Source organism: Rhodoferax sp. GW821-FHT10B06, from assembly GCF_059415605.1.
In genome coordinates, this window is sequence record NZ_JBWKNO010000006.1 from 97,401 (window position 1) to 119,256 (window position 21,856).

Here is a 21,856-nt window from a genome sequence, read left to right on the forward strand (position 1 = left end):
GAAACGTCATATTTAATAGCTACGTGTGCAGCTAGCATCTACTCCGGCGGCCTATTTGATTGATGAACGAGCCATGCGAAAGCAACCACCGCTGGCAGCGCTATAGTGACGCATTACCCCCTTGCGAATGGAGCCCGCCATGACCACCGCCGCCGAAGCCCTGAGTGCCCAAGCCGCCCAGCTGCCACCCGCAGAACGGATGGAAGTGGTGGAGCGCATTCTCGATAGCCTGGACCAGCCCGATGCAGCGCTAGACGCACTGTGGGCCCAAGAGGCCGACGACCGGCTGGCAGCATACCGGCGCGGGGAAATCAAGGCAGTGGCCTTGTCGGATGTGATCGCCAAATACCAAGTTGCCCGCAAGCACGCATGAGCATCCGCTTGCTGGCACCGGCCCAGGCTGAACTGGACGAGGCCATCACCTGGTACGCAGAGCAGGCCCCGGGCCTGGGTGAGGCCTTCCTGATTGAAACGCTCAAGACGCTCCAGCTCATAGAGCAGTTTCCGCAGGCTTGGCACCCGCTAACACCCCAAATTCGCCGCTGCCGCTTACGCCGCTTTCCTTACAGCGTGGTCTATACCCAGGATGCTGCAGACATTCTGGTACTGGCAATAGCCCACCAGCACCGCAAGCCCGGGTATTGGCGCAACAGGCTGAACTAGCCCCAGCATTTGCTGCGCTTTGGGCGGCTTTTACGCATGGCCTCCAATTACTGTAGATTCCCGCACAATGCCCCGCAAACACCACCACGTCTACGTCATCGAACTCTCCAAAGACGTGCTGCTGGAGCCGCGCTTTCGCAGGGGTAACCCGGGCTATGTGGAGGGCAAGCCCTGCGTGTATGTGGGCATGACGGGGCTGGACCCGGATGTGCGTTTTGACAAGCACAAGGCCGGCATCCAGGCCAACCGCTATGTGCAACAGTACGGCCTGCGCCTGCTGCCGGACCTGTACGAGGGCTTCAACCCCATGGCCTACAAGGATGCGGTAGACAAGGAGATCGAGGTGGGCATCGACCTGCGCTCGGCGGGCTTTGGGGTGTGGCAGGCCTGAGCAGCCGTAGCGCTCATTGCTATATTTTCAATAGCAATAAGCGCAAGTTTTATCTGCGCCAGCGGTATATTTGACCTATGCGCCACCCCAGGGGGGAGGGGGGGTGAATACGCCATCATGCAGATTGCCAAGCATGGCGAGTTGCACCCCCTCAAGGCGATGCCTCAGCGCTGGATTTTGGTGCGCAGCTTTGCCTGGCTAGAGAAGAACAGGCGGTTCTGGACGAACTGCGAATTGCATATCAACACCCGTCTTCAGTTCATTCATCTCGCATTCTTGGCTCTGATCCTCAGGACACCTTGAACACGTTCTTAGCGCAAGGCCAGCGCAGTATGCTCGTCGCCTAGCTTGAACACACTGACCACACTGGCCAAATTGGCGGCTTGATGCTGCATCGCATCAGCAGCAGCGGCGGATTCCTCGACAAGGGCGGCGTTTTGCTGGGTGTTGTTGTCCATTTGGGTGACCGCCTGGTTGATCTGGTCGATGCCCATGGTCTGGTCTTGGCTGGCGGCCATGATGTCGGCCATCACGCCGGTCACCTGTTTCACGCTGTCGACGATTTCGCGCATGGTCACGCCCGCCTGGTCGACCAGCTTGGTACCGGTATCGATCTTTTGCACCGAGTCACCAATCAGCATCTTGATCTCTTTGGCTGCCTGGGCCGACCGGCCCGCCAGCGAGCGCACTTCAGACGCCACCACGGCAAAGCCTCGGCCCTGCTCGCCGGCCCGTGCGGCCTCCACAGCCGCATTCAGCGCCAGGATATTGGTCTGGAATGCAATGCCATCGATCACGCCGATGATGTCCACGATCTTGTTCGACGACTGGTTGATCGAACCCATGGTGTCCACTACCTGCGTCACCACCTCGCCACCCTTGACAGCCACCGCTGAGGCATTGGCCGCCATCTTGTTGGCCAGCTGTGCGTTCTGCGCGTTTTGTTTCACGGTATTGGTCATGTCTTCCATCGAAGCTGCAGTTTCCTCCAACGAGCTGGCCTGCGATTCCGTACGGTTGGACAAATCCATATTGCCGCTGGCGATTTCGTTCGACGCGCTGGCGATGGTGTCGATGCTGACGCGCACCTGTTTCAGGATGCCCTGCAACCGCTCAATAAAGGTGTTGAAGCTGTCCGACACCGCATTGAATTCGCTGCTCTTGCCGCGTGGCAGGCGCATGGTCAGGTCGGCCTCGCCCTCGGCAATGCCGCGCAACGCCTCGCCCACCCGTGCCAACGGATTCAGCACCACGAGGCTGAGTATGTACGACAGCGCCAACACAATGACTATGTCCAGCACCACGATCTGCAAGATGCCCCAGGTCAGTTCAGCGCGCAAGGTGTTCTTGATTTCTTCATAAGATACAAACACGGTTAACTCGCCCACAGGGTTGGTCTTGCCGCTATCCAGATACACCAGTTTCACGCTTTTGCTGGTGTCGGCCTGGGGTGCCGAGTTGCTAGCCACAATCTTCCCATCTGCACTACGCGCACTGCCACTGAGCACCTTGTCACCACTCCGGATGAGGATGCCTTCGATAAAAGGGGCCGACATTTCGGCGGCCAGATTTTGTTCGATCTGCGCCTTGTCGAAGTTCCACAGCGTGGTGGGCAGGCTGGCTGACATGCGCACCAGCGCGGCATCGATCTGCCGGTCCATCGATGCCTCCAACTGACCCTTGGCGCGGAAATAGTTGACGGCACCGAAAGCCAGCAACAGGCATGAGACGATCAGCACAAACAGTGCGTTCAGACGAAAGCGTACGCTGGAAGTATTCATGCTGTCACTCTGGTAGTGAAATCAAAACGGGACGTTTCTGAAACACACAAGCCGGTGCACCTTTGAGGGGGTGGCACCGGCAATGGAACGGTCAAAACAACGTGGCGTTATTTGTACTTGGCAACGATTTTGTCGTACTCGCCGGAGGCTTTGATCTTCTTCAATCCGTCGTTCACGCTTTCGATGAATTTGGCACTGCCAGGCGCTTTTTTGCCGGCGATTACAAACAGCGGCGACACACCTTCGGCCTTATCGACGGTGGCAAACTCGCCCTCCTTGCCGGGGAACATTTTTTTAATCAACGCCCAGCCAACCAACTCGTCGGTGATGAATGCATCTATACGGCCAGCGGCCAGCTTTTGCACGTTTTGGTCGTCCTTGGTCACCATCTCCACCGGCACACCGGCTTTCTTGAAGCTCTCCTCGTACCAGTAGCCGGTGACACCACCGAATTTGTAGGGCTTGAAGTCGGCGTAGGTTTTCCAGTCCAGATTGGCCGGAACCTTGCCGCCCTTCTTGATGAAAATCTTGTTCGTGGCGTTGATTACCGGATCGGAGAACAGGTAAATGGCTTCACGCTCTGGGGTTTTGAACCACGGTACGGTGGCGGTTACTTCGCCAGCCTCGGCCATGGCGGTAGCTCGCGCCCAGGGCACCACATCGTACTGCACCGTACCGCCATTTTTCTTGAGAGATGCATCCAGAATTTCAGTGAAGATGCCGGTGACTTTTTCGCCACCGGTGATGGTGTATGGCGCATAGTTGTCGGTCACCACTTTGAATGTTTGGGCATGAACACCGGCCGCCATCAATACTGCACAGAGAGCTACGGAGAAAGTTTTCATTCGAATTCCCATTTCATGAAAATAGTAACAATGCGAAGCGCCGGGTCAGTGTAGGTTTTTTTAGCGTCCCGAATAGGCCAAAGTCGACGTAAATGAGCTTGATATAGCACAACGAACCTCGAGTTCGGATCCTTTCCAACTCAGCCCGCCTCAAAATCAATAAACCTGCGCTCCACCTTGGTGGCCACCAGCTTCACCCGCTGCTGTTCACCCAACCGCAGTGCGTTAGCGCCGCGCAGCAGCTTGCGCATCTGCCGCTCCCCCTTTTGCGCCGCGTCTTCCTAGCGGGTGCAGTGCGTGACCAGCTCGGCATTCGAATACGGCTGCGGCTGGGTGGGCCAGCGCAACCTTGAGCAGGCGCGCAGTGGGTCGGCCCGGTGGTGCTTGGCCAGGAAATTTTCCAGCGTATTCGAATCGGCGAATCGGATTCACCAGGCAAGACCTCGCCATATTCATTGGCCACGCAACGCGGCGCAGGGATGCAACGCCCCGGCCAGCCAGATAGCACGCTGTGCAGTTGTTGGTGGCAGTCATCACTTCTTCAATCAGTTGGCGCGCGCAATTGAGCATCCAAGCCGGACACGGCAGCGGCTGCACCTCCACTTCGGCGCAAAGCGGCTGGCTTGTAAGATCTCGGCCTTTGCCTGCCTGCATACGGAGATCACATGAACAAAGCCCCCCACAAACCCTTCGTGATCGGCGTTGCAGGCGGCAGTGGCAGCGGCAAGTCCACGGTGACGCGCCAGGTGCTGGCCTCCATCGGCCCGGAGATGACGGCGGTGCTGATGCAGGACGATTACTACTGCGACCAGACGCATATGTCGCCCGAGGACCGGCGCAAGACCAACTACGACCACCCGGACGCATTCGACTGGCCGCTGATGGTGCAGCATGTGCAGGCCCTGCGCCGCGGCGAGGCCATCGAGCGCCCCACCTACGACTTCACCCAGGACAACCGCGCCAGCAAAACCATCACCGTGCAGCCCGCGCCGGTGATCGTGATCGAAGGCCTGTTTGCGCTGTTTGACGCGGACCTGCGCAAGATGATGTCGCTGAAGATTTTTGTCGATACCGCCGCCGATGTGCGCTTCATCCGCCGCTTGCAACGCGACATGGCCGAGCGCGGGCGCAGCGCCGAGAGCGTGATCAACCAGTACCTAGAAACCGTGCGCCCCATGCACAAGCAGTTCATTGAGCCGACCAAGCGCCGCGCCGATGTGATCCTGCCGCACGGCGCCAACGGGCCGGCGGTGGACATCATTACTACCAAGGTGGTGAGCCTGATCCGCGACCTGGAACGCGGATCAGGAATCTAACCCGCTACACTTTTCGCAGCTGCTTGCGCATATTCTACCTGCGCCGGCGGCACATTCAATGGATGAAAAACATAGCTCAGACGGACCACCAACACCGTCCGTCCTGAGCTTGTCGAAGGGCTCCATTGGCAGGCCCTTCGACAAGCTCAGGGCGAACGGGGGCTTTGATGTGCGAGGTTGCAATCTAAGGCATGTACCTCGCTAACCAGGCACATTCAAGCCACAAACTCCACCGCGGCACACACGGCCGCCACCTGGGCGGCAATGCAGTGCTCGGGCGTGGCGCGGGGACTGTCGGGGTAGACCTCGGTGGTGGTGGTGTAGCGGGCACCGCTGATGCCTGCGCACAGGCCCAGGGCTTCCATCGCGTAGTGGATCACGCCGTGGGCCACAAGAGGTGAACCGATGATGCCGCCCTGCTCGTCGGCCGGGGCGATGTGGGTCACCTGCTCCACGGCTTCGATGATGGCCTGCTGGAACGCAGGCTGGGGGTTGGCCGTGTCGTCCACCAGATAAAAGCCGTCGGGGATGCCGTGGGCCTCGAAGGGTTTGCCGTCGCGCGCGGCCACGGCGGGCAGATATTCAGAGCCGTCGCTGTCGGTGGTTTCGTGCAGGTCGATATGGGCCGCAAACTGGCCGCGCAGCGGCGCCACCAGGCGCATCAGGGCGGCGGACTCTTGCGACGGACTGTCCGCCCGGAACGAGCGGTTGGGGTCGATGGCGTCGAAGTTCCAGCGCTGGATACGCTCGTAGGCCCAAGGGCTGACGCAGGGTACGACCAGCAGGTTCACCTGGCCGGCATAGCTTTCGGCATGCGCGTCCACAAAGCGCAGCGCACCCAAGACACCGCTGGTTTCATAACCATGCACGCCGCCGGTGACCAGCACGCTGGGCAAGGCGTTGTTCCAGTTACGGCTGCGTATGGCCTGCAGCGCAAAGCGCTCGTCGCCATACACGACTTCGGCATAGCCCTCCACGTCGAAGCGGTTGCGCAGGCGGTCCACTGCCGCCAGCACATCGTCGGCATAGCTGCGCTGGCGCACCTGGCGTGCGCGCCACTGGGCGAGTTCGGCAACGCCCCAGGCTTGGCCGGGGGTGCCTATGGGGTAGAAATGGGGGGTACTCATGGGGCCTTGGCTAAAGAAAATGACGGGGCATTATCGGGGTCGCCATGCCCGTCGATCCGCAAGCTTTGCAGCCCTTGCAATCCAGGGCCTGCGCCACCAATTAAATGGAATGAGCGAATCTCTGCACATCGTCTGCCCCCATTGCCACACCACCAACCGCGTGCGCGCCGACCAGCTCGGCAGCGCCCCGGATTGCGGAAGCTGCAAAGCCCCGCTGTTCACCGGCAAGCCGGTGGACCTGGATGTGGCCGCGTTTGACAAACATCTGCAACGCAACCAGATCCCGCTACTGGTGGACTTCTGGGCGCCGTGGTGCGGCCCGTGCCGGCAGATGGCGCCAGCCTACGTGCAGGCCGCCGGCCAGCTGGAGCCGCGCATCCGCGTGGCCAAGGTAGACACGGAGGCGCACCAGGCCTTGGGTGCGCGCTACCAGATCCGCAGCATCCCGACCCTGGCACTGTTTGTCGGCGGCCGCGAGGTGGCCCGCCAGGCCGGCGCCATGGGTGCGGCCGACATCGTGCGCTGGGTGCAGCAGCACAGCCCGCGCTGAAGCGCCCAGCTTTAAATACACCAAATTGCATTTGCCCGCAGCGGCACCGATATTCCACGGCTGGTACCGTCCACTTCCCTTTCACCCATCCAACCATTTACACCCACTCAGGTTCAACACCATGCTATTCAACCCACTGAAACTCGGCTCCCTCACCCTGCCCAACCGCATCTTGCTGGCCCCGCTGACGCGCACCCGCGCCGACGCCGGGCACCTGCCCAACGACCTGATGACGGAGTACTACAGCCAGCGCGCCACCGGCGGCCTGCTGATCACCGAATGCACGATGGTGGCGCCCGGCACCTCGGCCTTCATCAACGAGCCCGGCATCTACAACGAAGCGCAGATTGCCGCCTGGAAGAAGGTCACCGCTGCGGTGCACGCCAAGGGCGGCCGCATCTTCCTGCAGATCTGGCACGCCGGCCGCGCCGCGCACCCGGACATCAACGGTGGTGTGCCCATCGTGTCGTCGAGCGCCACAGCGGTGGAAGGTGACATCCACACGCCGAATGGCAAAGTGCCGCATGCCGTGCCGCGCGCGCTGACGGCCGAAGAGATTCCAGCCATCGTCGCCGCCTTCGCCCAGGGCGCAAAAAACGCCATTGCCGCCGGTTTTGACGGCGTGGAAGTGCACGGCGCGAATGGCTACCTGATCGACCAGTTCCTGCGCGACACGCCCAACCAGCGCACCGACGGCTACGGCGGCTCGCTGGAGAACCGCGCACGCTTACTGTTCGAAGTGCTGACCGCCGTAACCGCCGCGATTGGCTCGGACAAGGTAGGCCTGCGTCTGTCGCCGCTGAACAGCTACAACAGCATGAAGGACAGCGACCCGCTGGCACTGATCAGCTTCCTGGCCGACAAGCTCAACGCCTACAACTTGGCCTATCTGCACGTGATGCGCGCCGACTTCTTCGGCGCACAAAAGGGCGATGTGCTGAGCATCGCCCGCGAGAAGTACAAGGGCGTGCTGGTCGGCAACATGGGCTACACCGCAGAAGAGGCCGAGGAAGCCATCAGCGCCGGCAAGCTCGACGCCGTGGCCTTTGGCACCAGCTTCCTGGCCAACCCGGACCTGCCCGCACGCATCCAGCTCAAGGCACCGCTGAACACGCCCGACCAAAGCACCTTCTACAGCCCAGGCGCCAAGGGCTACACCGACTACCCCACGCTGTAAACACGGCGCCGGGCTGCTACGGTTTTAAGAGCTTCTGGCGCAGGTAGCCACTGCGCCAGAGGCCTGAATGTCTTACAACCGTGGCTGCGCGCCCGGCCCCGATTCGGTTACCCTTGGCCCATTCAAACCAAGGAAATCCGCATGAAAAAACTCAACATCACCATCCAGCTGGAATTGTCCGTACCCGATGACTGGGAACTGGCCAAGACTTCGGAGGGTGGTCAGGTGCTGAAGCTGCCAAACGGGCAGTTCATGGACATCGCCATCGAGCCGCTGTTTGCCAGCGATCCGGAGGAAACCTGGAGCAGCACCGACGACGAGGATGTGCTGAACGATGTGCTGGACATGATTGAAAGCGAAGACGTGCGCTACCAATTCGTGACGCACTGAGCGTCTGGCCACAAAAAAAGCGGCACCGGCCGCTTTTTTCATTTTTGCCTGATTAGATACCTACCTCAGACGTACCACCACAACCGTTCGCCCTGAGCTTGTCGAAGGGCTCCATTAGCAGGCCCTTCGACAAGCTCAGGGCGAACGGGGGCTTTAATGTGCGAGGTTGCCATCTGAGGCATGTATCTAATCAGGCATTTTTGATAGCAGCCAGCGCAGATGCTACCTGCGCCGGCGGCCTTTTCCTTTAAAACTACAGTTCTTAGCGGCGATTAGTATGCAGCGAGTCGCGCATCGCCTGTACCTCGCCCTGGTTGCGGCGCACGACCTGGGCCTGGCGCTCCACCACGCTGCGCACGCCGGGCGGAAGATTGGAAGTCAACGCCTTGATGTAGGCCGCCATTTCGGCGTCTTCACCGCGCTCGCATTCCTCCAGCATGGCTTCATCGCTGTAGTGGCTCAAGGTACCGCGCACCGATACCCAGCCACGATGCAAGGCGCCAGCGGTCGAGCCGCCCTCGGCCGCCGCGCCGCCCAGCCGGACGATCAGCGCCTGCAGCTCCTGGCCGGCCTCACGGCATTCGCTGGCGCGGCGGTCCAGCCTGGTTTTGAGGTGCGACGAATCGGTATAACCGGCAGCGGTAGTAAAGCCATAGTCGCCATCGCGGGTAGCCTCCAGCAGGGCGTTCAAGGTATTGATAACCTCTGGGTCACCCATGGGAAGGTCCCCGCCGGGCAAGGTGGGGCCAGGCAGACCCTGCCCGTGGTGGAAGTCCTGGTCATCGTGCAGAAGTGTTTCCTTGGCCATGGTGTGATCCTTTCAAGCGAATCCGTTGGAGTGGCAATTTGCTGAAAGCAGACCACTCGGCTACCCGATGAACGGGGATCTGGGCTGTTTTCAACGCTAAGAACGTTTTTACGATCTAAGCCCATCTTCCCCCTGCTGACGGCCCATGTCCGTCAGGCAAGCCCATGGTGGCGTGTAGGACATAACTTACAAGCGAGGGCTGGTCCGGGCTATTTGACGGGTGATTCGGCGCGCTGTGCGGCATGCATACGGGAATTTGTCTGACAGGCACGGGCGGTCATGGCGGCTGTAATGAAGCTGTCGCACGGCACAGAGTGCATGCCCACTGAGAAAGGATCCCCCATGACCCAGTACGCCACCATCATCGGCCACGTGACCTATACCCCCGGCGACGGAGCCCCCATGACCATTCCGAAGGGCATGGTGGAAATTGAGCTGGCGCCCGACAGCGTCACCCTGAGCTGGACCGCCGACAACGGCGTGGCCGGGCTGACGGCCATACCTCTGACGCAGTTCCAGGAATACCTGCGCGACAACAAGATTGCACTACAGCGCTAGCCTTTGCAGCGCGGCAGGCTCCAGCCAGCCCATGCATTGCGGGCGGCAGGCTGTAACCACACAACGAAATACCTGCAAATACGCTATCGCTTCAGTAGCAGCTTACGCACTGAATATATGCGCCAGCGGCATATTCACGTCCTAATCTACACAGCAGCAACATGCCCAACGTGACGCATGTGGAACAGTCTGTGCTTGAAAAATTCACACGCACGCGCAAACGTCCTGTTACATTTTGATCCGGCTGTTCTGCAAGCAGTTGCGTCTTCTACGTCTTGCCATCCATGCAAAGGAAATGATGACTTCTTATAACTATGGGTTTGCCGATTTTGAATGCATTGCAGCAGGTGCTGCCGTACTGGCCAGCGGCGGTGGCGGCAGCTACCGTGATGCGGTCAGCATCTTGCAGGAGCTGTACGCCAGCGGTTGGGCGGGCAGCGTCACCGTGCAGCCGTATGACGGCGCCACCAACAGCTATGTGGTCGCGATGATGGGCTCGCCCGACGCGGGCGACCAGCTCACACTGGTCGATATCCAGAACTCGGTGGCCAACACCTTGCGGCTGCAACAAGCCACCACCAGCTACGGCGCTGGCTGTGTCATTCCAGTGGAGATTGGGGCCATCAACTCGCTGGTGCCGCTGCTGGGCGCTGCGGCGTCAGCCGGTGGCCTATGGGTCGTAGACGGCGACGGCGCGGGTCGGGCCGTGCCAGAGCTACCGCAGACTACCTTCGTTGGCGGCGCCAATTTGCCCGTCAGCCCCTGCGCCCTAGCCACCGATGTGGCCGACTACAGCACGGTGGAATCGGCTCTGCTGAGCTCACCCACGGCCGCCCAGATGGAGAAGCTGGCCGGTGGCGTGGTGGGCGGGTTTGGCGGGTTTTCCGGCATTGCGTTGTGGCCGTCCAACGCCAGCAACGGCTTTGGCCTGAACGGCAACTACATACCCGATACGCTGACGCAGGCACGCAATCTGGGCCTGTTCCTGCTGGAGGCCGGCACACCGCCGTCATCAGCCAGCGTGGCAGCGCAAATCGCGCAGTTAACCGGGCGCAGCGCCAGCGTCGCCGTAAGCAACTTCTACATCACCAGCATCACCCAGGCCACCACGGCGGCGTCGCTGGATGCTGGGGTGATCCGCCTTGACAACACGCAAGACCCCGCAGAAAGTACGCAAACGTTCAGTATTTACAACATGAATGAAAACCTCATCATGTATTCCAGCCAAAGCGCGGCACCGGTGATCATCGCGCCGGACTCGATCTGCTACTACTCGGAAAGCACGGGGCGGGGCTTCTCGAATGCAAGCGACGATCTGGCGGTGTATTTCGACCCGACCACCGGCAAGAGTACGGGCAAGATGGTCAGCATCATCCAGGTGAGCACCGCGCCCCAGCTGTATGCCACGCCGGGCGTGCTGGCCTCGTTTGCCAGCCTGCTGCGCAGCATCGGTTATGCCGGTGCCATGCCCTCGTACTGAAACCCGGCCATGGACGAAAAAGACCTCAACAAAGAGCGCCTGGAACTGGCGCTGGAGGCAGCCGGTCTGGATTTGTGGGAGAACAACCTACTGACCGGCGAGGTCACCCGCAAGGCGCTGAAGACCTTTGGTGAGCTGGGCTACAACGACGACGAGGTATTGCACCACCTGGACCACCTGTTCGAGTTCGTCCACCCGGACGATCTGGAGATGATCCAGACGGCGGTGGGCGAGCACCTGGAGGGCCGCACCCCGCAGTACCGCTGCGAGTTCCGCTTGCTGGCCAAGGACGGCAGCTGGGTGTGGTACGCCAACTATGGCCGGGTGATGGATGGCGCCGGTTTGCAGCGGGGCCAGCGCTTCATCGGCGTGACCTTCAACATCGATGGTCGCAAACGCAAAGAAGACGAGATCGCCCAAATCAACCGCCAGCTGGCCGAGCAGAACGCCTTGCTGCAAACCATGAACGCCACGCTGGAGCTGCTGGCCGCCAGCGACTCGCTCACCGGCCTGGCCAACCGGCGCACATTGATGGAGCTGGGTGCCAAGGAATGCATACGCGCCGAGCGCTTCCAGCATCCGCTGTCGGTGCTGATGGTGGACATCGACTCCTTCAAGGCGGTGAACGACAACTGGGGGCATTCGGTGGGCGACCGGGTGATCTGCGCCGTGGCCGAAGCCTGCCGCCAGCGCATGCGCGAAGGTCTGGACACCGTGGCCCGCCTGGGTGGCGAGGAATTTGTGGTCATGCTGCCCGAAACCAGCGGAAGCAATGCCCGCCTGGTGGCCGAGTCGCTGCGCCAGGCTGTACAGGAGCAGCAGGTTGCCAATGACGACGGCGACCGCGTGCCCTTCACCGTCAGCATTGGTGTAGCCACGCTGGGCCTGGGTGGCGAGTCGTTTGAGCAGCTGCTCAACCACGCCGACAAGGCGCTGTACAAGGCCAAGCAAACCGGCAGGAACCAGGTGCAGTCTTTCGCCCCCCTGCCCACCAAGCCTCAGCTGGTACCCTCTACCAAGTCAGCCGGTTCGGATTGATCGCTACTGAATAAATAGCAGCCTGCGCACGCCGTGCAAGCGCCAGCACAATTTTTCCTGGCTTGATTGTTGCATTCACTGCGACAGGCCCCGGCCCCCTCAAGGCCGCCACCGCCGACCACCAGGAACGAGCCCATGCCCCCTGTCCTTTTGAAAAGTCTGTTCGCCGGTACGATTTTCAGCAGCGCCTTTCTGCTGTTTCTGGTGCAGCCGCTGATCGCCAAACAGATCCTGCCGTGGTTTGGCGGCTCGGCGGCCGTGTGGTCGGTATGCATGGTGTTCTTCCAGGTGGTGCTGCTGGCCGGCTATGCCTATGCCGACTGGCTGACCCGCCGGCCGGCGCGCGTGCAGGCGGCTGTGCACTGCACGCTGCTGCTGTGCAGCCTGGTGTTTCTGCCCATCATCACCGCCGCGCACTGGAAACCCACGGGCGCGGAAGACCCATCGCTGCGCATCCTGGGCCTGCTGCTGGGCACGATTGGCCTGCCCTATTTTTTGCTGTCTACCACCGGGCCGCTGGTGCAGTCCTGGCTGGCGCGCACCCCCTGGGGTGTGCAGGTGTACCGCTACTTTTCGCTGTCCAACCTGGCGTCGCTGGCTTCGCTGCTGGCCTACCCGGTACTGATCGAGCCCATCACCGCGCTGCGGGAGCAAGCCCTGGGCTGGTCCTGGGGCTATGCGGTTTTTGTACTGATGTGCGGTACCGCCAGCCTGTATGCGGCAGGCTTGAAGCCCTATGCGCCCGGTCCAGGCAGCACACCCACACCCAGTGCAGGCCTGCCGCAGGCCGCCCCCGGCCTGGGCACCTATGGCTTGTGGCTGGCGCTGCCGGCCCTGGCATCCTGGCTGCTGCTGGCCGTGACCAACCACATCACGCAGAACGTGGCCGCCATTCCCTTCCTGTGGGTGCTGCCCTTGTCGGTCTACCTGCTGAGTTTTGTGCTGACCTTTGAAAGCGACCGCTGGTACCGCCGCAGCCTGCTGCTGCCCGCCACCGCCGTGGCGCTGCTGCTGTGCGCCTATGGCCTGCAGGACGGCATAGGCTATGGCCTGGTAACGGGCGTGCCGCTGTATGTAACCGGCTTGCTGGTGCTGTGCATGTTTCTGCACGGTGAAATGGCCAGCATGCGCCCCCACCACGCCTACCTGACGCGCTTCTACCTGATGTTGTCGCTGGGTGGTGCGTTGGGCGGCGTTACCGTGGGCTTGGTCGCGCCGCATGTGCTGCCGGCCTACTACGAGATGGGTATTGGCCTGGTGTTGGTGGCCGTGCTGGGCGCGGTGGTCTTCCGCCGCCAGCGGCTACGCACCAGTATCTGCCTTCTGCTGGTGCTGGCCTGCAGCTACTTCGCCTGGCAGCAGGTACGCGACGAGCAGGATGGCACGCGGCGCATGGCGCGCAACTTCTACGGCACGCTGAGCAGCCTGGACAGCATCGACACAGACGAGCCCGCGCGCAGCGTGCGCCAGCTCTACCACGGCTCGGTCAAGCATGGCGAGCAGTACCTGGCGGCCGACCGACGCCGCGAGGCCACGGCCTACTACGGCAAGACCTCGGGCGTGGGCCGGGCCATTCTGTCGGCACCGGCCACGCCGCGCCGGGTCGGCCTGATCGGCCTGGGCGCGGGCACACTGGCCAGCTATGGCCGCGCGGGCGATGTGTACCGGGTGTATGAAATCAACCCCCAGGTGTTCGACTTTGCCGACAGCGAATTCAGCTTCTTGAAAGACAGCCCGGCGCAGATCGAACGCGTGCTGGGCGACGCGCGCCTGGCGCTGGAGCGCGAGGCGCCGCAGCGCTTCGACGTGCTGGCGGTGGACGCGTTCTCGGGCGACTCCGTGCCCATCCACCTGATCACCGCAGAGGCCATGCAGGTCTATCTGCGCCACATGCAACCCGAGGGCATCATCGCCTTCCACGTCACCAACCGCTTCCTGAACCTGGCCCCGGTGGTGGAAAAAATCGCCCTGGCCCAGGGCCTGCACGTTGCCTTTGTGCGCGACGAGGCCGAAGACAGCGACCTGCGCCGCACCGACTGGATACTGGTCAGCCGCAGCGCCCAGCGCATGCAGGTGGCGCAAATAAACAGCGCCAGCAGCCCCGTGCCGCAGATCCCCGGCCTGCGGCTGTGGACCGATGACTTCAACAACCTGTTCGGGGTACTGAAATAGTGGTTTGACCGATACTGCGGGCTGCTTTTTTTGTTCCGCCCCCATGCCATTTTTATTAAACCGCCGCAGCCTGCTCACTACCCTGGCAGCCCTGCCGACCACCCAGTTATTCGCCGCGCCACCCACCCCCACCGTCTGGCCACAAGACCTGCGTGTACCCGGCGGCGTGGCCCGCCTGTCGCTCGGGCCGGCAACGCAGCGGCCCACAGCGTTCGCCGCCGACGTACCCCTGCTGGTACTGGGCGATGCAATCGAATGGACGGCACTGGTCGGCATTCCGCTGGCGGCCACGGTGGGCGAAGCTACCATCACCGTGCGCAACGCTGACGGAGGCAGCCGACAGGTGGCGTACCACGTGGGCTCCAAGCAGTACCGCGAGCAGCGGCTGAAGGTGGCGCCTGGCACGGTAGACCTGTCGCCCGCCGACGAGGCCCGCTACGAGCGGGAGCACAGCCATCTGGCCGAGGTCATGGCCCGATTCAGCGAACCGCTGCCAGAGTCGTTCGCCATGCGGGTACCGGTGCCGGGGCGACGCTCCAGCTCGTTCGGACTGCGCCGCGTGTTCAACGGCCAGGCCCGCAACCCGCACAGCGGCATGGACATCGCCGCCGCCAGCGGCACGCCGGTGCTGGCACCGCTGCCTGGCCGGGTGCTGGACACAGGCGACTATTTCTTCAACGGCAACACCGTGTGGCTGGACCATGGCGGCGGCCTGCTGGGAATGTTCTGCCATCTGAGCGCGATCGACGTGCGGCCCGGCGAACAGCTGCGCACCGGCCAGCGCCTGGGCGCTGTGGGTGCCACCGGCCGTGTCACCGGCCCACACCTGCATTGGTCCGTCTGCCTGAACCGGGCCATGGTGGACCCGGCGCTGTTTATTGCGGCTTAAAGCCGTTGTCCACTAGCGGCTCCTGCACCGCACAGACTTGGTTGCGGCCCTGGGCCTTGGCCTGGTAGAGAGCCTGGTCGGCCGCGGTGAGCAGTTCCTCCAGAGACTGGTAGGCAGACGCCTCGTGCCAGGTGGCACAGCCGCCGCTGAGCGATACGTGCTGGCCCGCCATACTGGCGGGTATCTGCAGCGCAACCACGGCCAGCCGGGCTTTCTCGGCAAGGCGCAAAGCGGAGTCGCCTGCGGTGCCGGGCAGCAGCATGGCGAATTCTTCGCCGCCGTAGCGGGCCACCATATCGGCCGGCCGCTTGACGGTCTGTGCCAGCGCCTGGGCCACGGCGCGCAGGCAGGCGTCGCCCTGCACGTGGCCGAAATGGTCGTTGTAGCGCTTGAAATGGTCTACATCCAGCAGCACCAAGGACAGCACTTCGCCATTACGCTGGGCACGCAGCCATTCGGCCTGGGCCGCGGTGTCAAAGCTGCGGCGGTTGAACACACCGGTCAGGCCGTCGCGCGCCGAGGTGCGCAGCAAGGACGCGTGGGACACCGACAGCTCCTGGTACAGCCGGGTCAGCTGGAATATCAGCGCGGCAAGCAAGCTCATGGACGACACAATGCTGAGCATGCGCGACACATACCAGCCGGTGCTGTAGCGGGCCGAGGACAGCAAAGTCAGCGATACATCGGCCAGCGAGGCCAGCACGGCCACAAAGAGAAACAGGCTGACGATATCCAGGCTTTTTTTCCGGGGTCGCAGCACCAGTGCCACGGCCAGCAGGTTGAGGCACCAGACCGTCCACCCCTCCGCGCTGGCACTCAGGGTCTTGAAGCTATTGCCATTGATCAGCTGCGGCAAATCCACGCGCAGGGCCAGGTAGGCCGCCAGCCAGGCCAGCAAGGGTGCGCCCAGGAACAGCAACAACCCTTGGCGCGTGGACACGCGCCGCTCCAGTTCTCGCAAGCGGCCCCAGTCGCGCAGCATCACGGACACGCAAATCAGCAGCGGATAGCCGCCATGCCACAGCACCCATAGCCAGACTGCGGACTGGTTATTACCCCCCAGCAAGCCAGCCGGGCCAAACACCCCGGGAAAGACCAGCAGCTGGATGGACACCATCAGAGCCACATACATATAAGCGCAGGCCATGGGCACCAGGTACAGGCGCCGGGTAGTCAGGTACTGGACCATCAGCAGGTAGGCCGTCAGGCCTTCGGTCAGGGACACCACGGCCGCAAATATCGGCAGGAACGGCGCCACCACCGGCAAGGGGGCCTCTGCATGCGGGATGGTGGCCACGGCAACCAACACGATCAACATCACCAACAGGGTCGCAAGCCTGCGCTGCATGGAGGTGGCGACAGACTGGTGAATAGCTTCAGGCATAGGGCTTATGTCTTGGGATGCGTCAGGGGTACAAGCGTCGCGAGGCTAAGCAGGCAGCATGCCCATGCCAGTCCATGCTCGAAAAATGGGGCGAGCTTAAAGCATGAGGCTTCGGCAAGAGATTTCGAACCCCATGCGTGGGCATTGACCGGCACCCTCTTTACTATTCTTTTCATAGCACCCTGCGCACGGTTCACCTGCGCTGGAGGGCATAATATTCAGGAATTTTTTGGATATACCCCGCTCATGACCACGGCCGCCGTGCCCTACCCTACCGACCGCGATGCCGCTGTGCGGATGTTCCAGCTGCTGCAGCAACAGGCGCAGTTGCACGGCACCACCCTGCGCCCACCGCCGCCAGAGCCCAGCAGTTGCTGTGGCCGCGGTTGCAACGGCTGCGTGTGGGAGGGCTTTCTGGCGGCCGCCGTTTTCTGGCGCGAAGACGCGCTGCTGGCCCTGCAGACCGGGGAACCAACTGCCGCTTAGCAGGCTCCGTTCCTTCACCCTCTCATCGATTTCCCGACGACTCCCCATGCTGCGTGCCCTGAAAGATATTTTTGACACCCTGGTCAACACCGAGCCCACGCCCGAAGAGCGCCAGCAAGCCCTGCAACTGGCCACGGCCGTCTTGCTGGTGGAGGTCATGCGGGCCGACAGCAGCAAGCCCGCGCGCGAGCGCCAACCCGTGGCCGCCGCCCTGCGCCAGCGCTTTGCACTGGACGACGCGGCCCTGGCCCAACTGTTGGCCCAGGCCGAGCAAGCTGCCGAAAACGCCTACGACTACCACCGCTTCACGGCCAGCATCAACGACAGCTGCAGCCAGGCGCAGAAGATACAGATCGTGGAATCCATGTGGCAGGTGGCCTATGCCGACGCCCAGGTAGACGCCTACGAGCACCACGCCATCAGCAAGATCGCTGGCCTGCTGCACGTCACCCATGGCGAATACATAGGTGCCAAGATGCGCGCCAAAGAGGCCGCTGGGCTCATCTCTTGAATATCAGTTTTGATAGCAACTAGCGCAGGCAGAACCTGCGCCAGGGGCCTATTCACACCGCCAGATAACGCCCTGGCCGGTGGTTGATGGCCAGGGTCATGTTCATAGCCAGCGCACCCAGTACCGACAGCAGCGCGCGCTGCCAATCGGTGGTCCAGAAGGCGCCCAGCAGTATCAACCCGTCTATGCCCATCTGCAGATGGCCGGCGCGCCAGCCAAAGCGATCTTGCAGGTACAGCACCACGACGCCGATGCCACCCAGGCTGGCCCGGTGGCGAAACAAAATCAGCATGCCACAGCCGCACAGCAACCCGCCCAACACGGCCGCCAGCGGCGACCACAGCTGCGCAAACACCAGGCCATATGGCAGGTAGTGCGCGAACAGCGACAACAAGGCCACAGCGCAAAAGGTCTTCACGGTGAACTGCAAGCCCATGCGCCACCAAGCGAACAGGTAGAACGGCAGGTTCAGCAGGAAGAAGGCCACGCTGAACTCGGTGCCCGTGGCGTAGCGGATCAAGAACGCCAGCCCCGCCGTACCGCCGGTGAGCAGACCCGCGTGGCCAAACATCACCACCCCCAAGGCCAGAAACAAGGTGCCGATGGCCAGGGCTAGGGCATCTTCATAGAAGCGATGCCGCACCAAAGGCGTAGCAGGAGGCGCAGTCACAGAACGGGTCATAGGAAATAGGGGGAACAGGGAAAACAGAAAATGGCAGTACCGGCCACCTCAGCGCATGGCAGCAGGAAGGGAAAAAAGCCACAAATGGTAGCGGACCGGCACACACCAGTCCCGCCACTGCAAGCTGCGACTTATACGCAAACTTCGTGCCCATAGGCCACAGAAAACAGGCGAAACCGACCCATAATCAACAGACGTCCGACACCGTATGCCGAAGTGCGGGCGAACCACCATTTGCCAGCCAATCTGCCACGGAACCACACATGCAAGGGCTCTTGCCATTTCCGGATCATGCACCTTGCGAAGCACCGGCAGTGTGTAGCCAACCCGCTCCCGCTGAACAGCAGGCATGAAGCTGAGCCCACGCCAGAGCGACTACCTGGTCGCCATCACCCGCACCCTGGGCCGATACCCCCGGCTGGTCGGCATGGTGTGCGGCTACTCGCTGGCTCTTACGCTGGCCCTGGCGGCGTGCGGCTTGGTATTCCAGTCCCTGCTGCGCGATGTAGAAAGCGGGCAAGCCATCGTATTGCGCAATATGCAGGCGCTGCAATTCGATGCAGGGCAGATGCTGACCCAACTCAATAGCAACTTCAGTCCCGATTGCAGCGCCAGCAACCTCAACGCGCTGCGCAGCCTGCTGTTTGAATACCAGTTCATCCGCAGCATCCAGCTGCTGGACAGCCAGCACCAGGTGTACTGCACCACCGAGCTGGGCTTGCTCGACGCACCGAGAGCACCCAACGTGGGCGGCATCGATGGTTCCATCGGGCACTATTTCCTGGGTGCGCCGATACAGCTCGCCAAAGGAGAAGTCCGCACCACAGTGATAGAGCGGGGGCCGTTCCAGGTGGCCATAGGTTCCGACCGGGTGCCAGAAAGCTTTCAGCAATACACCGATGCGGTCTGGGCCGGTAACACGCGGCAGCGCACCAAGATCTTCAAAAGCAAGTGGGCCCGCTACACCGACACGATGGCCAGCCCCACCACCCCGCATGTCCGCCTGGACTGGGAAAATGCGCTGTTCCTGGTCACCACCACGGTGCCGGGGGTCAGCCCGATAACGGTCCAGACGATTCTGTGGCCCCAGGTTTTCTTCAAAAAACACCTGTTGCTCAGCCTGGGCGGGGGCGCCGTATGCCTGCTGCTGGCCTTTTTGGCGACCGATTTCGTGACGCGGCGCTGCCGGTACTTCCAGTCCATGGAGCACCGCATCCGTTTCCTGTGCGTAGCCGACAACCTGGTCTGCCACTACCAGCCCATCATCGAACTGGCCACCGGCCGCACCGTGGGCTGCGAGGTGCTGGCCCGGCTGAAAGACGGCGACAAGCTGCTCTTCCCCGACCAGTTCATCCCCGCCGTGCTGGGCAAAAAGCTCGGCTGGGTGTTTGACACCGCCGTCAGCGCGCGCGGCCTGCGTGAGCTGGGCGAAGCCCTGCCGCCGCAAGCTCAAGGGTTCAAGGTGGCCCTGAACTTCTTTCCGCAAAACCTGCGCCACGCCACACTGTCGCCACACCTGAAGCAGGTGCTACAGCCGCTGAACCGCAACGACCTGCAGGTGGAGCTGGAGGTGACCGAATACAACTTCGCACCGGCCATCGTGCCCGAGTTGCAGCGCCTGCAGGCTGACGGCTTCTTGATCTCCATCGACGACTTCGGCACCGGCTACTCCAACCTGGGCATGGTGAAGAAAGTCGCCCCTGACTACCTGAAAATTGACAAGTCCTTCGTGTTCGAGATGGAGGACCTCACCCTGCGCTCCAGCCTGATCCCCGAAATCATCGCCATCGCTACGGCCGTCAACAGCAAGGTGGTGGCCGAAGGCATAGAAACCCAGGGCCAGGCCGAGCAACTACAGGCCATGGGCGTGCGCTACGGCCAGGGCTACCACTACGCCAAACCCATGCCGTTAGCGGCCTTCATCCGGCACTTGCAGATACAGGATGGCCTGGGCGACGACTTCGACCTGCGCACCGCAGACAAGCCCGATAGTGCAGGCCCGACCCGCTCCTTTATTGATAGCTTGGGACGCTTGCTGCGCTAGCGCAGCAAGCTGTTTTATTCCACAAAAGCGGCGCGCTTTCCAGGCGCCACTTCCCATAAGTCCTAACGGCCATGCCAGCGCAAATAACGCCAGCGGCGTGCAGGGTTTGCCCCAGGATAGCTAATACATTAGTAGTTTAGTATTTCAATAACAGCTCGATTTGACCCTTTATCTGCTTGGTTTGGGTCTTTTACTTCGCACGCTCCCGCTCTTACATCAGAGGAGACAAATTTATGCAGGCTTCCCATTTCCGGACTCGCACGACCTGGATGGGCCTTGCGGTCGCCGTCATTTCAGCTACCGCATTTGCTGCATCGGCTGCCGAAGTGCGCGTGATGTGCTACCAGGACGGCAACGAATGCGATGTCACCAATGAGCTGGCTCGGCGGTTCGAGAGCAAGAATCCGGGCACCAAAATCATTGTGGATACGGTTCCATTCAAAACTATTCTGGAACAGCTTCCAGCGCAGTTGGCCGCGGGTGAGGGGCCGGACATTGCGCGGGTAACCGACCTGGGAGGGCTGACACGGTTCTATCTGGACATCGGCCCTTATCTGAAAGACCGCAAGTATTGGACCAACAACTTTGGCAGCACACTTCCGTGGTTGCGCGCGAATGCCGCCGACAACGGCATCTACGGCTTCATGTCGCAGCTGACGATGACCGGCCCGTTCGTGAACAAGACTCTGTTTGACCAAGCCAAGGTTGCACTGCCCGGCCCCAAGGCGAGTTGGGACGAGTGGGTGGAAGCAAGCCGCAAGGTGGCCAAGGCCACACAAACGCCTGCCGCCATGGCCTGGGACCGATCCGGCCACCGCTTTGCAGGTCCGGCCGTCAGCTATGGCGCCAAGCTGTTCGATGCCAAGGGCGAACTTATGCTGGATGAGGGCTACAAGACGGCCATTCGGAAATTTGTCGGCTGGCACAAGGATGGCACGATTCTCAAGGACGTTTGGGGTGGCTCGGGTGGCTCTACCTACGCCGATTCCATCAACGAGTTCAAAAATGGACGCGTGGTGATGGTGCTGTCCGGTTCATGGCAGATAGCCCGCCTGCAAAAGGAAATAGGCAACAATTTTGACTGGATAGCGGCACCCAACCCGTGCGGCCCGGCCGCTTGCTCGGGCATGCCGGGCGGCGCTGCCTGGGTGGCATTGAAGACGACCAAGTCGCCCAAGGAAGTCGGGCAATTCCTGGACTTCATGGCGCAGGAAGCCAATGTTGCCGAGTTTGCATCGCGCACCAATACGATCTCGGCGCATGCAGGCGTAGCCGCCAAGGGCGTCGACTACCCTACTGCCGGCCCACAGGCCAAGGCCGCGCTCACCATCTTCAGCAGCGGCACCAGCACGATCGCACTCGCTGCTTACCAGTACCAGGGCTACAAGTACAACCGCGCCTTGATGCTCCCCACCGTCAGCCGCGTCACCCAAGCCATCGTCGGTGAGATCGGCGTGGAGGAGGCGATCAACAAAATCAACGCCGACATGGCCGAGGCCGTGAAGCAGGCCCAAAAGTAGCTGCGTGCCTGCCCCAACTCCTGGCGAGCACCTTAACGATCTGA

22 protein-coding genes and 1 pseudogene are annotated in these 21,856 nt (G+C 61.9%); 17 read left to right on the forward strand and 6 right to left on the reverse strand.

What is annotated here, in order from left to right; all coding sequences use genetic code 11:
* Positions 1-139: 139 nt before the first annotated feature.
* The 4 genes and pseudogenes from AC07O2_RS11695 to AC07O2_RS11710 form a co-directional block, all read left to right on the forward strand.
* Positions 140-373 (forward strand): addiction module protein, encoded by a 234-nt coding sequence (locus AC07O2_RS11695; RefSeq protein ID WP_495075914.1) that lies wholly within the window; start codon positions 140-142, stop codon positions 371-373.
* Positions 370-663 (forward strand): type II toxin-antitoxin system RelE/ParE family toxin, encoded by a 294-nt coding sequence (locus AC07O2_RS11700; RefSeq protein WP_495075915.1) that lies wholly within the window; start codon positions 370-372, stop codon positions 661-663. Before AC07O2_RS11695 ends, AC07O2_RS11700 begins: the two co-directional genes overlap by 4 nt.
* Positions 664-730: 67 nt before the next feature.
* Positions 731-1,054, forward strand: a complete 324-nt coding sequence (locus AC07O2_RS11705; protein WP_495075916.1) for a hypothetical protein — start codon at positions 731-733, stop codon at positions 1,052-1,054.
* A gap of 117 nt (positions 1,055-1,171) precedes the next feature.
* Positions 1,172-1,357 (forward strand): annotated as a pseudogene (locus AC07O2_RS11710) (IS5/IS1182 family transposase); the annotation flags it as partial.
* A gap of 8 nt (positions 1,358-1,365) precedes the next feature.
* On the opposite strand, the gene AC07O2_RS11715 reads toward AC07O2_RS11710, so the two are convergent.
* The gene (locus tag AC07O2_RS11715) at positions 1,366-2,835 is read right to left on the reverse strand and encodes a methyl-accepting chemotaxis protein (protein ID WP_495075917.1); all 1,470 of its coding nucleotides are present in this window, start codon (positions 2,833-2,835) and stop codon (positions 1,366-1,368) included.
* Between the two features lie 107 nt (positions 2,836-2,942).
* Entirely contained in the window at positions 2,943-3,680 is a 738-nt protein-coding gene (locus AC07O2_RS11720; protein WP_495075918.1) for a substrate-binding periplasmic protein, read from the reverse strand.
* Positions 3,681-4,345: 665 nt separating this feature from the next.
* Between AC07O2_RS11720 and udk the strand changes: the two genes are divergently transcribed.
* The gene (gene udk, locus AC07O2_RS11725) at positions 4,346-4,996 is read left to right on the forward strand and encodes a uridine kinase (protein WP_495075919.1); all 651 of its coding nucleotides are present in this window, start codon (positions 4,346-4,348) and stop codon (positions 4,994-4,996) included.
* A gap of 215 nt (positions 4,997-5,211) precedes the next feature.
* Here udk and AC07O2_RS11730 read toward each other — a convergent pair whose 3' ends face one another.
* Positions 5,212-6,123 carry a M14 family metallopeptidase gene (locus AC07O2_RS11730; RefSeq protein WP_495075920.1) on the reverse strand — a complete coding sequence of 304 codons (912 nt, stop codon included), beginning with the start codon at positions 6,121-6,123 and terminating at the stop codon, positions 5,212-5,214.
* A gap of 109 nt (positions 6,124-6,232) precedes the next feature.
* On the opposite strand from AC07O2_RS11730, the gene trxC reads away from it, so the two are divergent.
* The 3 genes from trxC (at position 6,233) to AC07O2_RS11745 (ending at position 8,240) form a co-directional block, all read left to right on the forward strand.
* Complete coding sequence (gene trxC, locus AC07O2_RS11735) at positions 6,233-6,673, forward strand: thioredoxin TrxC (RefSeq protein ID WP_495075921.1); 441 nt, start codon at positions 6,233-6,235, stop codon at positions 6,671-6,673.
* Positions 6,674-6,794: 121 nt separating this feature from the next.
* Complete coding sequence (locus AC07O2_RS11740; RefSeq protein WP_495075922.1) at positions 6,795-7,850, forward strand: alkene reductase; 1,056 nt, start codon at positions 6,795-6,797, stop codon at positions 7,848-7,850.
* Between the two features lie 141 nt (positions 7,851-7,991).
* On the forward strand, positions 7,992-8,240 hold the full coding sequence (locus AC07O2_RS11745) for a hypothetical protein (RefSeq protein ID WP_495075923.1): 249 nt from the start codon (positions 7,992-7,994) through the stop codon (positions 8,238-8,240).
* Between the two features lie 262 nt (positions 8,241-8,502).
* Here the strand turns inward: AC07O2_RS11745 and AC07O2_RS11750 are convergent, their stop codons facing one another.
* Positions 8,503-9,048 (reverse strand): ferritin-like domain-containing protein, encoded by a 546-nt coding sequence (locus tag AC07O2_RS11750; protein WP_495075924.1) that lies wholly within the window; start codon positions 9,046-9,048, stop codon positions 8,503-8,505.
* A 342-nt stretch (positions 9,049-9,390) separates the two neighbouring features.
* Between AC07O2_RS11750 and AC07O2_RS11755 the strand changes: the two genes are divergently transcribed.
* The 5 genes from AC07O2_RS11755 (at position 9,391) to AC07O2_RS11775 (ending at position 15,185) form a co-directional block, all read left to right on the forward strand.
* On the forward strand, positions 9,391-9,606 hold the full coding sequence (locus AC07O2_RS11755) for a hypothetical protein (protein ID WP_495075925.1): 216 nt from the start codon (positions 9,391-9,393) through the stop codon (positions 9,604-9,606).
* Between the two features lie 298 nt (positions 9,607-9,904).
* On the forward strand, positions 9,905-11,086 hold the full coding sequence (locus AC07O2_RS11760) for an S-methyl thiohydantoin desulfurase domain-containing protein (RefSeq protein WP_495075926.1): 1,182 nt from the start codon (positions 9,905-9,907) through the stop codon (positions 11,084-11,086).
* Positions 11,087-11,095: 9 nt separating this feature from the next.
* On the forward strand, positions 11,096-12,124 hold the full coding sequence (locus AC07O2_RS11765) for a sensor domain-containing diguanylate cyclase (RefSeq protein ID WP_495075927.1): 1,029 nt from the start codon (positions 11,096-11,098) through the stop codon (positions 12,122-12,124).
* A gap of 135 nt (positions 12,125-12,259) precedes the next feature.
* Positions 12,260-14,296 (forward strand): fused MFS/spermidine synthase, encoded by a 2,037-nt coding sequence (locus AC07O2_RS11770; RefSeq protein ID WP_495075928.1) that lies wholly within the window; start codon positions 12,260-12,262, stop codon positions 14,294-14,296.
* Between the two features lie 43 nt (positions 14,297-14,339).
* Positions 14,340-15,185: a peptidoglycan DD-metalloendopeptidase family protein gene (locus AC07O2_RS11775; protein ID WP_495075929.1), complete on the forward strand. Its 846-nt coding sequence runs from the start codon at positions 14,340-14,342 to the stop codon at positions 15,183-15,185.
* Here AC07O2_RS11775 and AC07O2_RS11780 read toward each other — a convergent pair.
* Positions 15,172-16,569 carry a sensor domain-containing diguanylate cyclase gene (locus AC07O2_RS11780; RefSeq protein ID WP_495075930.1) on the reverse strand — a complete coding sequence of 466 codons (1,398 nt, stop codon included), beginning with the start codon at positions 16,567-16,569 and terminating at the stop codon, positions 15,172-15,174. The genes AC07O2_RS11775 and AC07O2_RS11780 overlap by 14 nt on opposite strands.
* A gap of 246 nt (positions 16,570-16,815) precedes the next feature.
* Between AC07O2_RS11780 and AC07O2_RS11785 the strand changes: the two genes are divergently transcribed.
* Both AC07O2_RS11785 and AC07O2_RS11790 read left to right on the forward strand, forming a co-directional pair.
* Positions 16,816-17,055, forward strand: coding sequence for an oxidoreductase-like domain-containing protein (locus AC07O2_RS11785; protein WP_495075931.1), 240 nt, complete (start codon positions 16,816-16,818; stop codon positions 17,053-17,055).
* A gap of 46 nt (positions 17,056-17,101) precedes the next feature.
* Positions 17,102-17,566, forward strand: a complete 465-nt coding sequence (locus tag AC07O2_RS11790; protein ID WP_495075932.1) for a tellurite resistance TerB family protein — start codon at positions 17,102-17,104, stop codon at positions 17,564-17,566.
* A 52-nt stretch (positions 17,567-17,618) separates the two neighbouring features.
* On the opposite strand, the gene AC07O2_RS11795 is transcribed toward AC07O2_RS11790, so the two are convergent.
* Positions 17,619-18,248, reverse strand: a complete 630-nt coding sequence (locus AC07O2_RS11795) for a YitT family protein (protein WP_495075933.1) — start codon at positions 18,246-18,248, stop codon at positions 17,619-17,621.
* Positions 18,249-18,597: 349 nt separating this feature from the next.
* Between AC07O2_RS11795 and AC07O2_RS11800 the strand changes: the two genes are divergently transcribed.
* Together AC07O2_RS11800 and AC07O2_RS11805 are read left to right on the forward strand one after the other, a co-directional pair.
* Positions 18,598-20,292, forward strand: a complete 1,695-nt coding sequence (locus tag AC07O2_RS11800; RefSeq protein WP_495075934.1) for an EAL domain-containing protein — start codon at positions 18,598-18,600, stop codon at positions 20,290-20,292.
* A 233-nt stretch (positions 20,293-20,525) separates the two neighbouring features.
* Complete coding sequence (locus AC07O2_RS11805; protein WP_495075935.1) at positions 20,526-21,812, forward strand: ABC transporter substrate-binding protein; 1,287 nt, start codon at positions 20,526-20,528, stop codon at positions 21,810-21,812.
* Positions 21,813-21,856 lie beyond the last annotated feature (44 nt).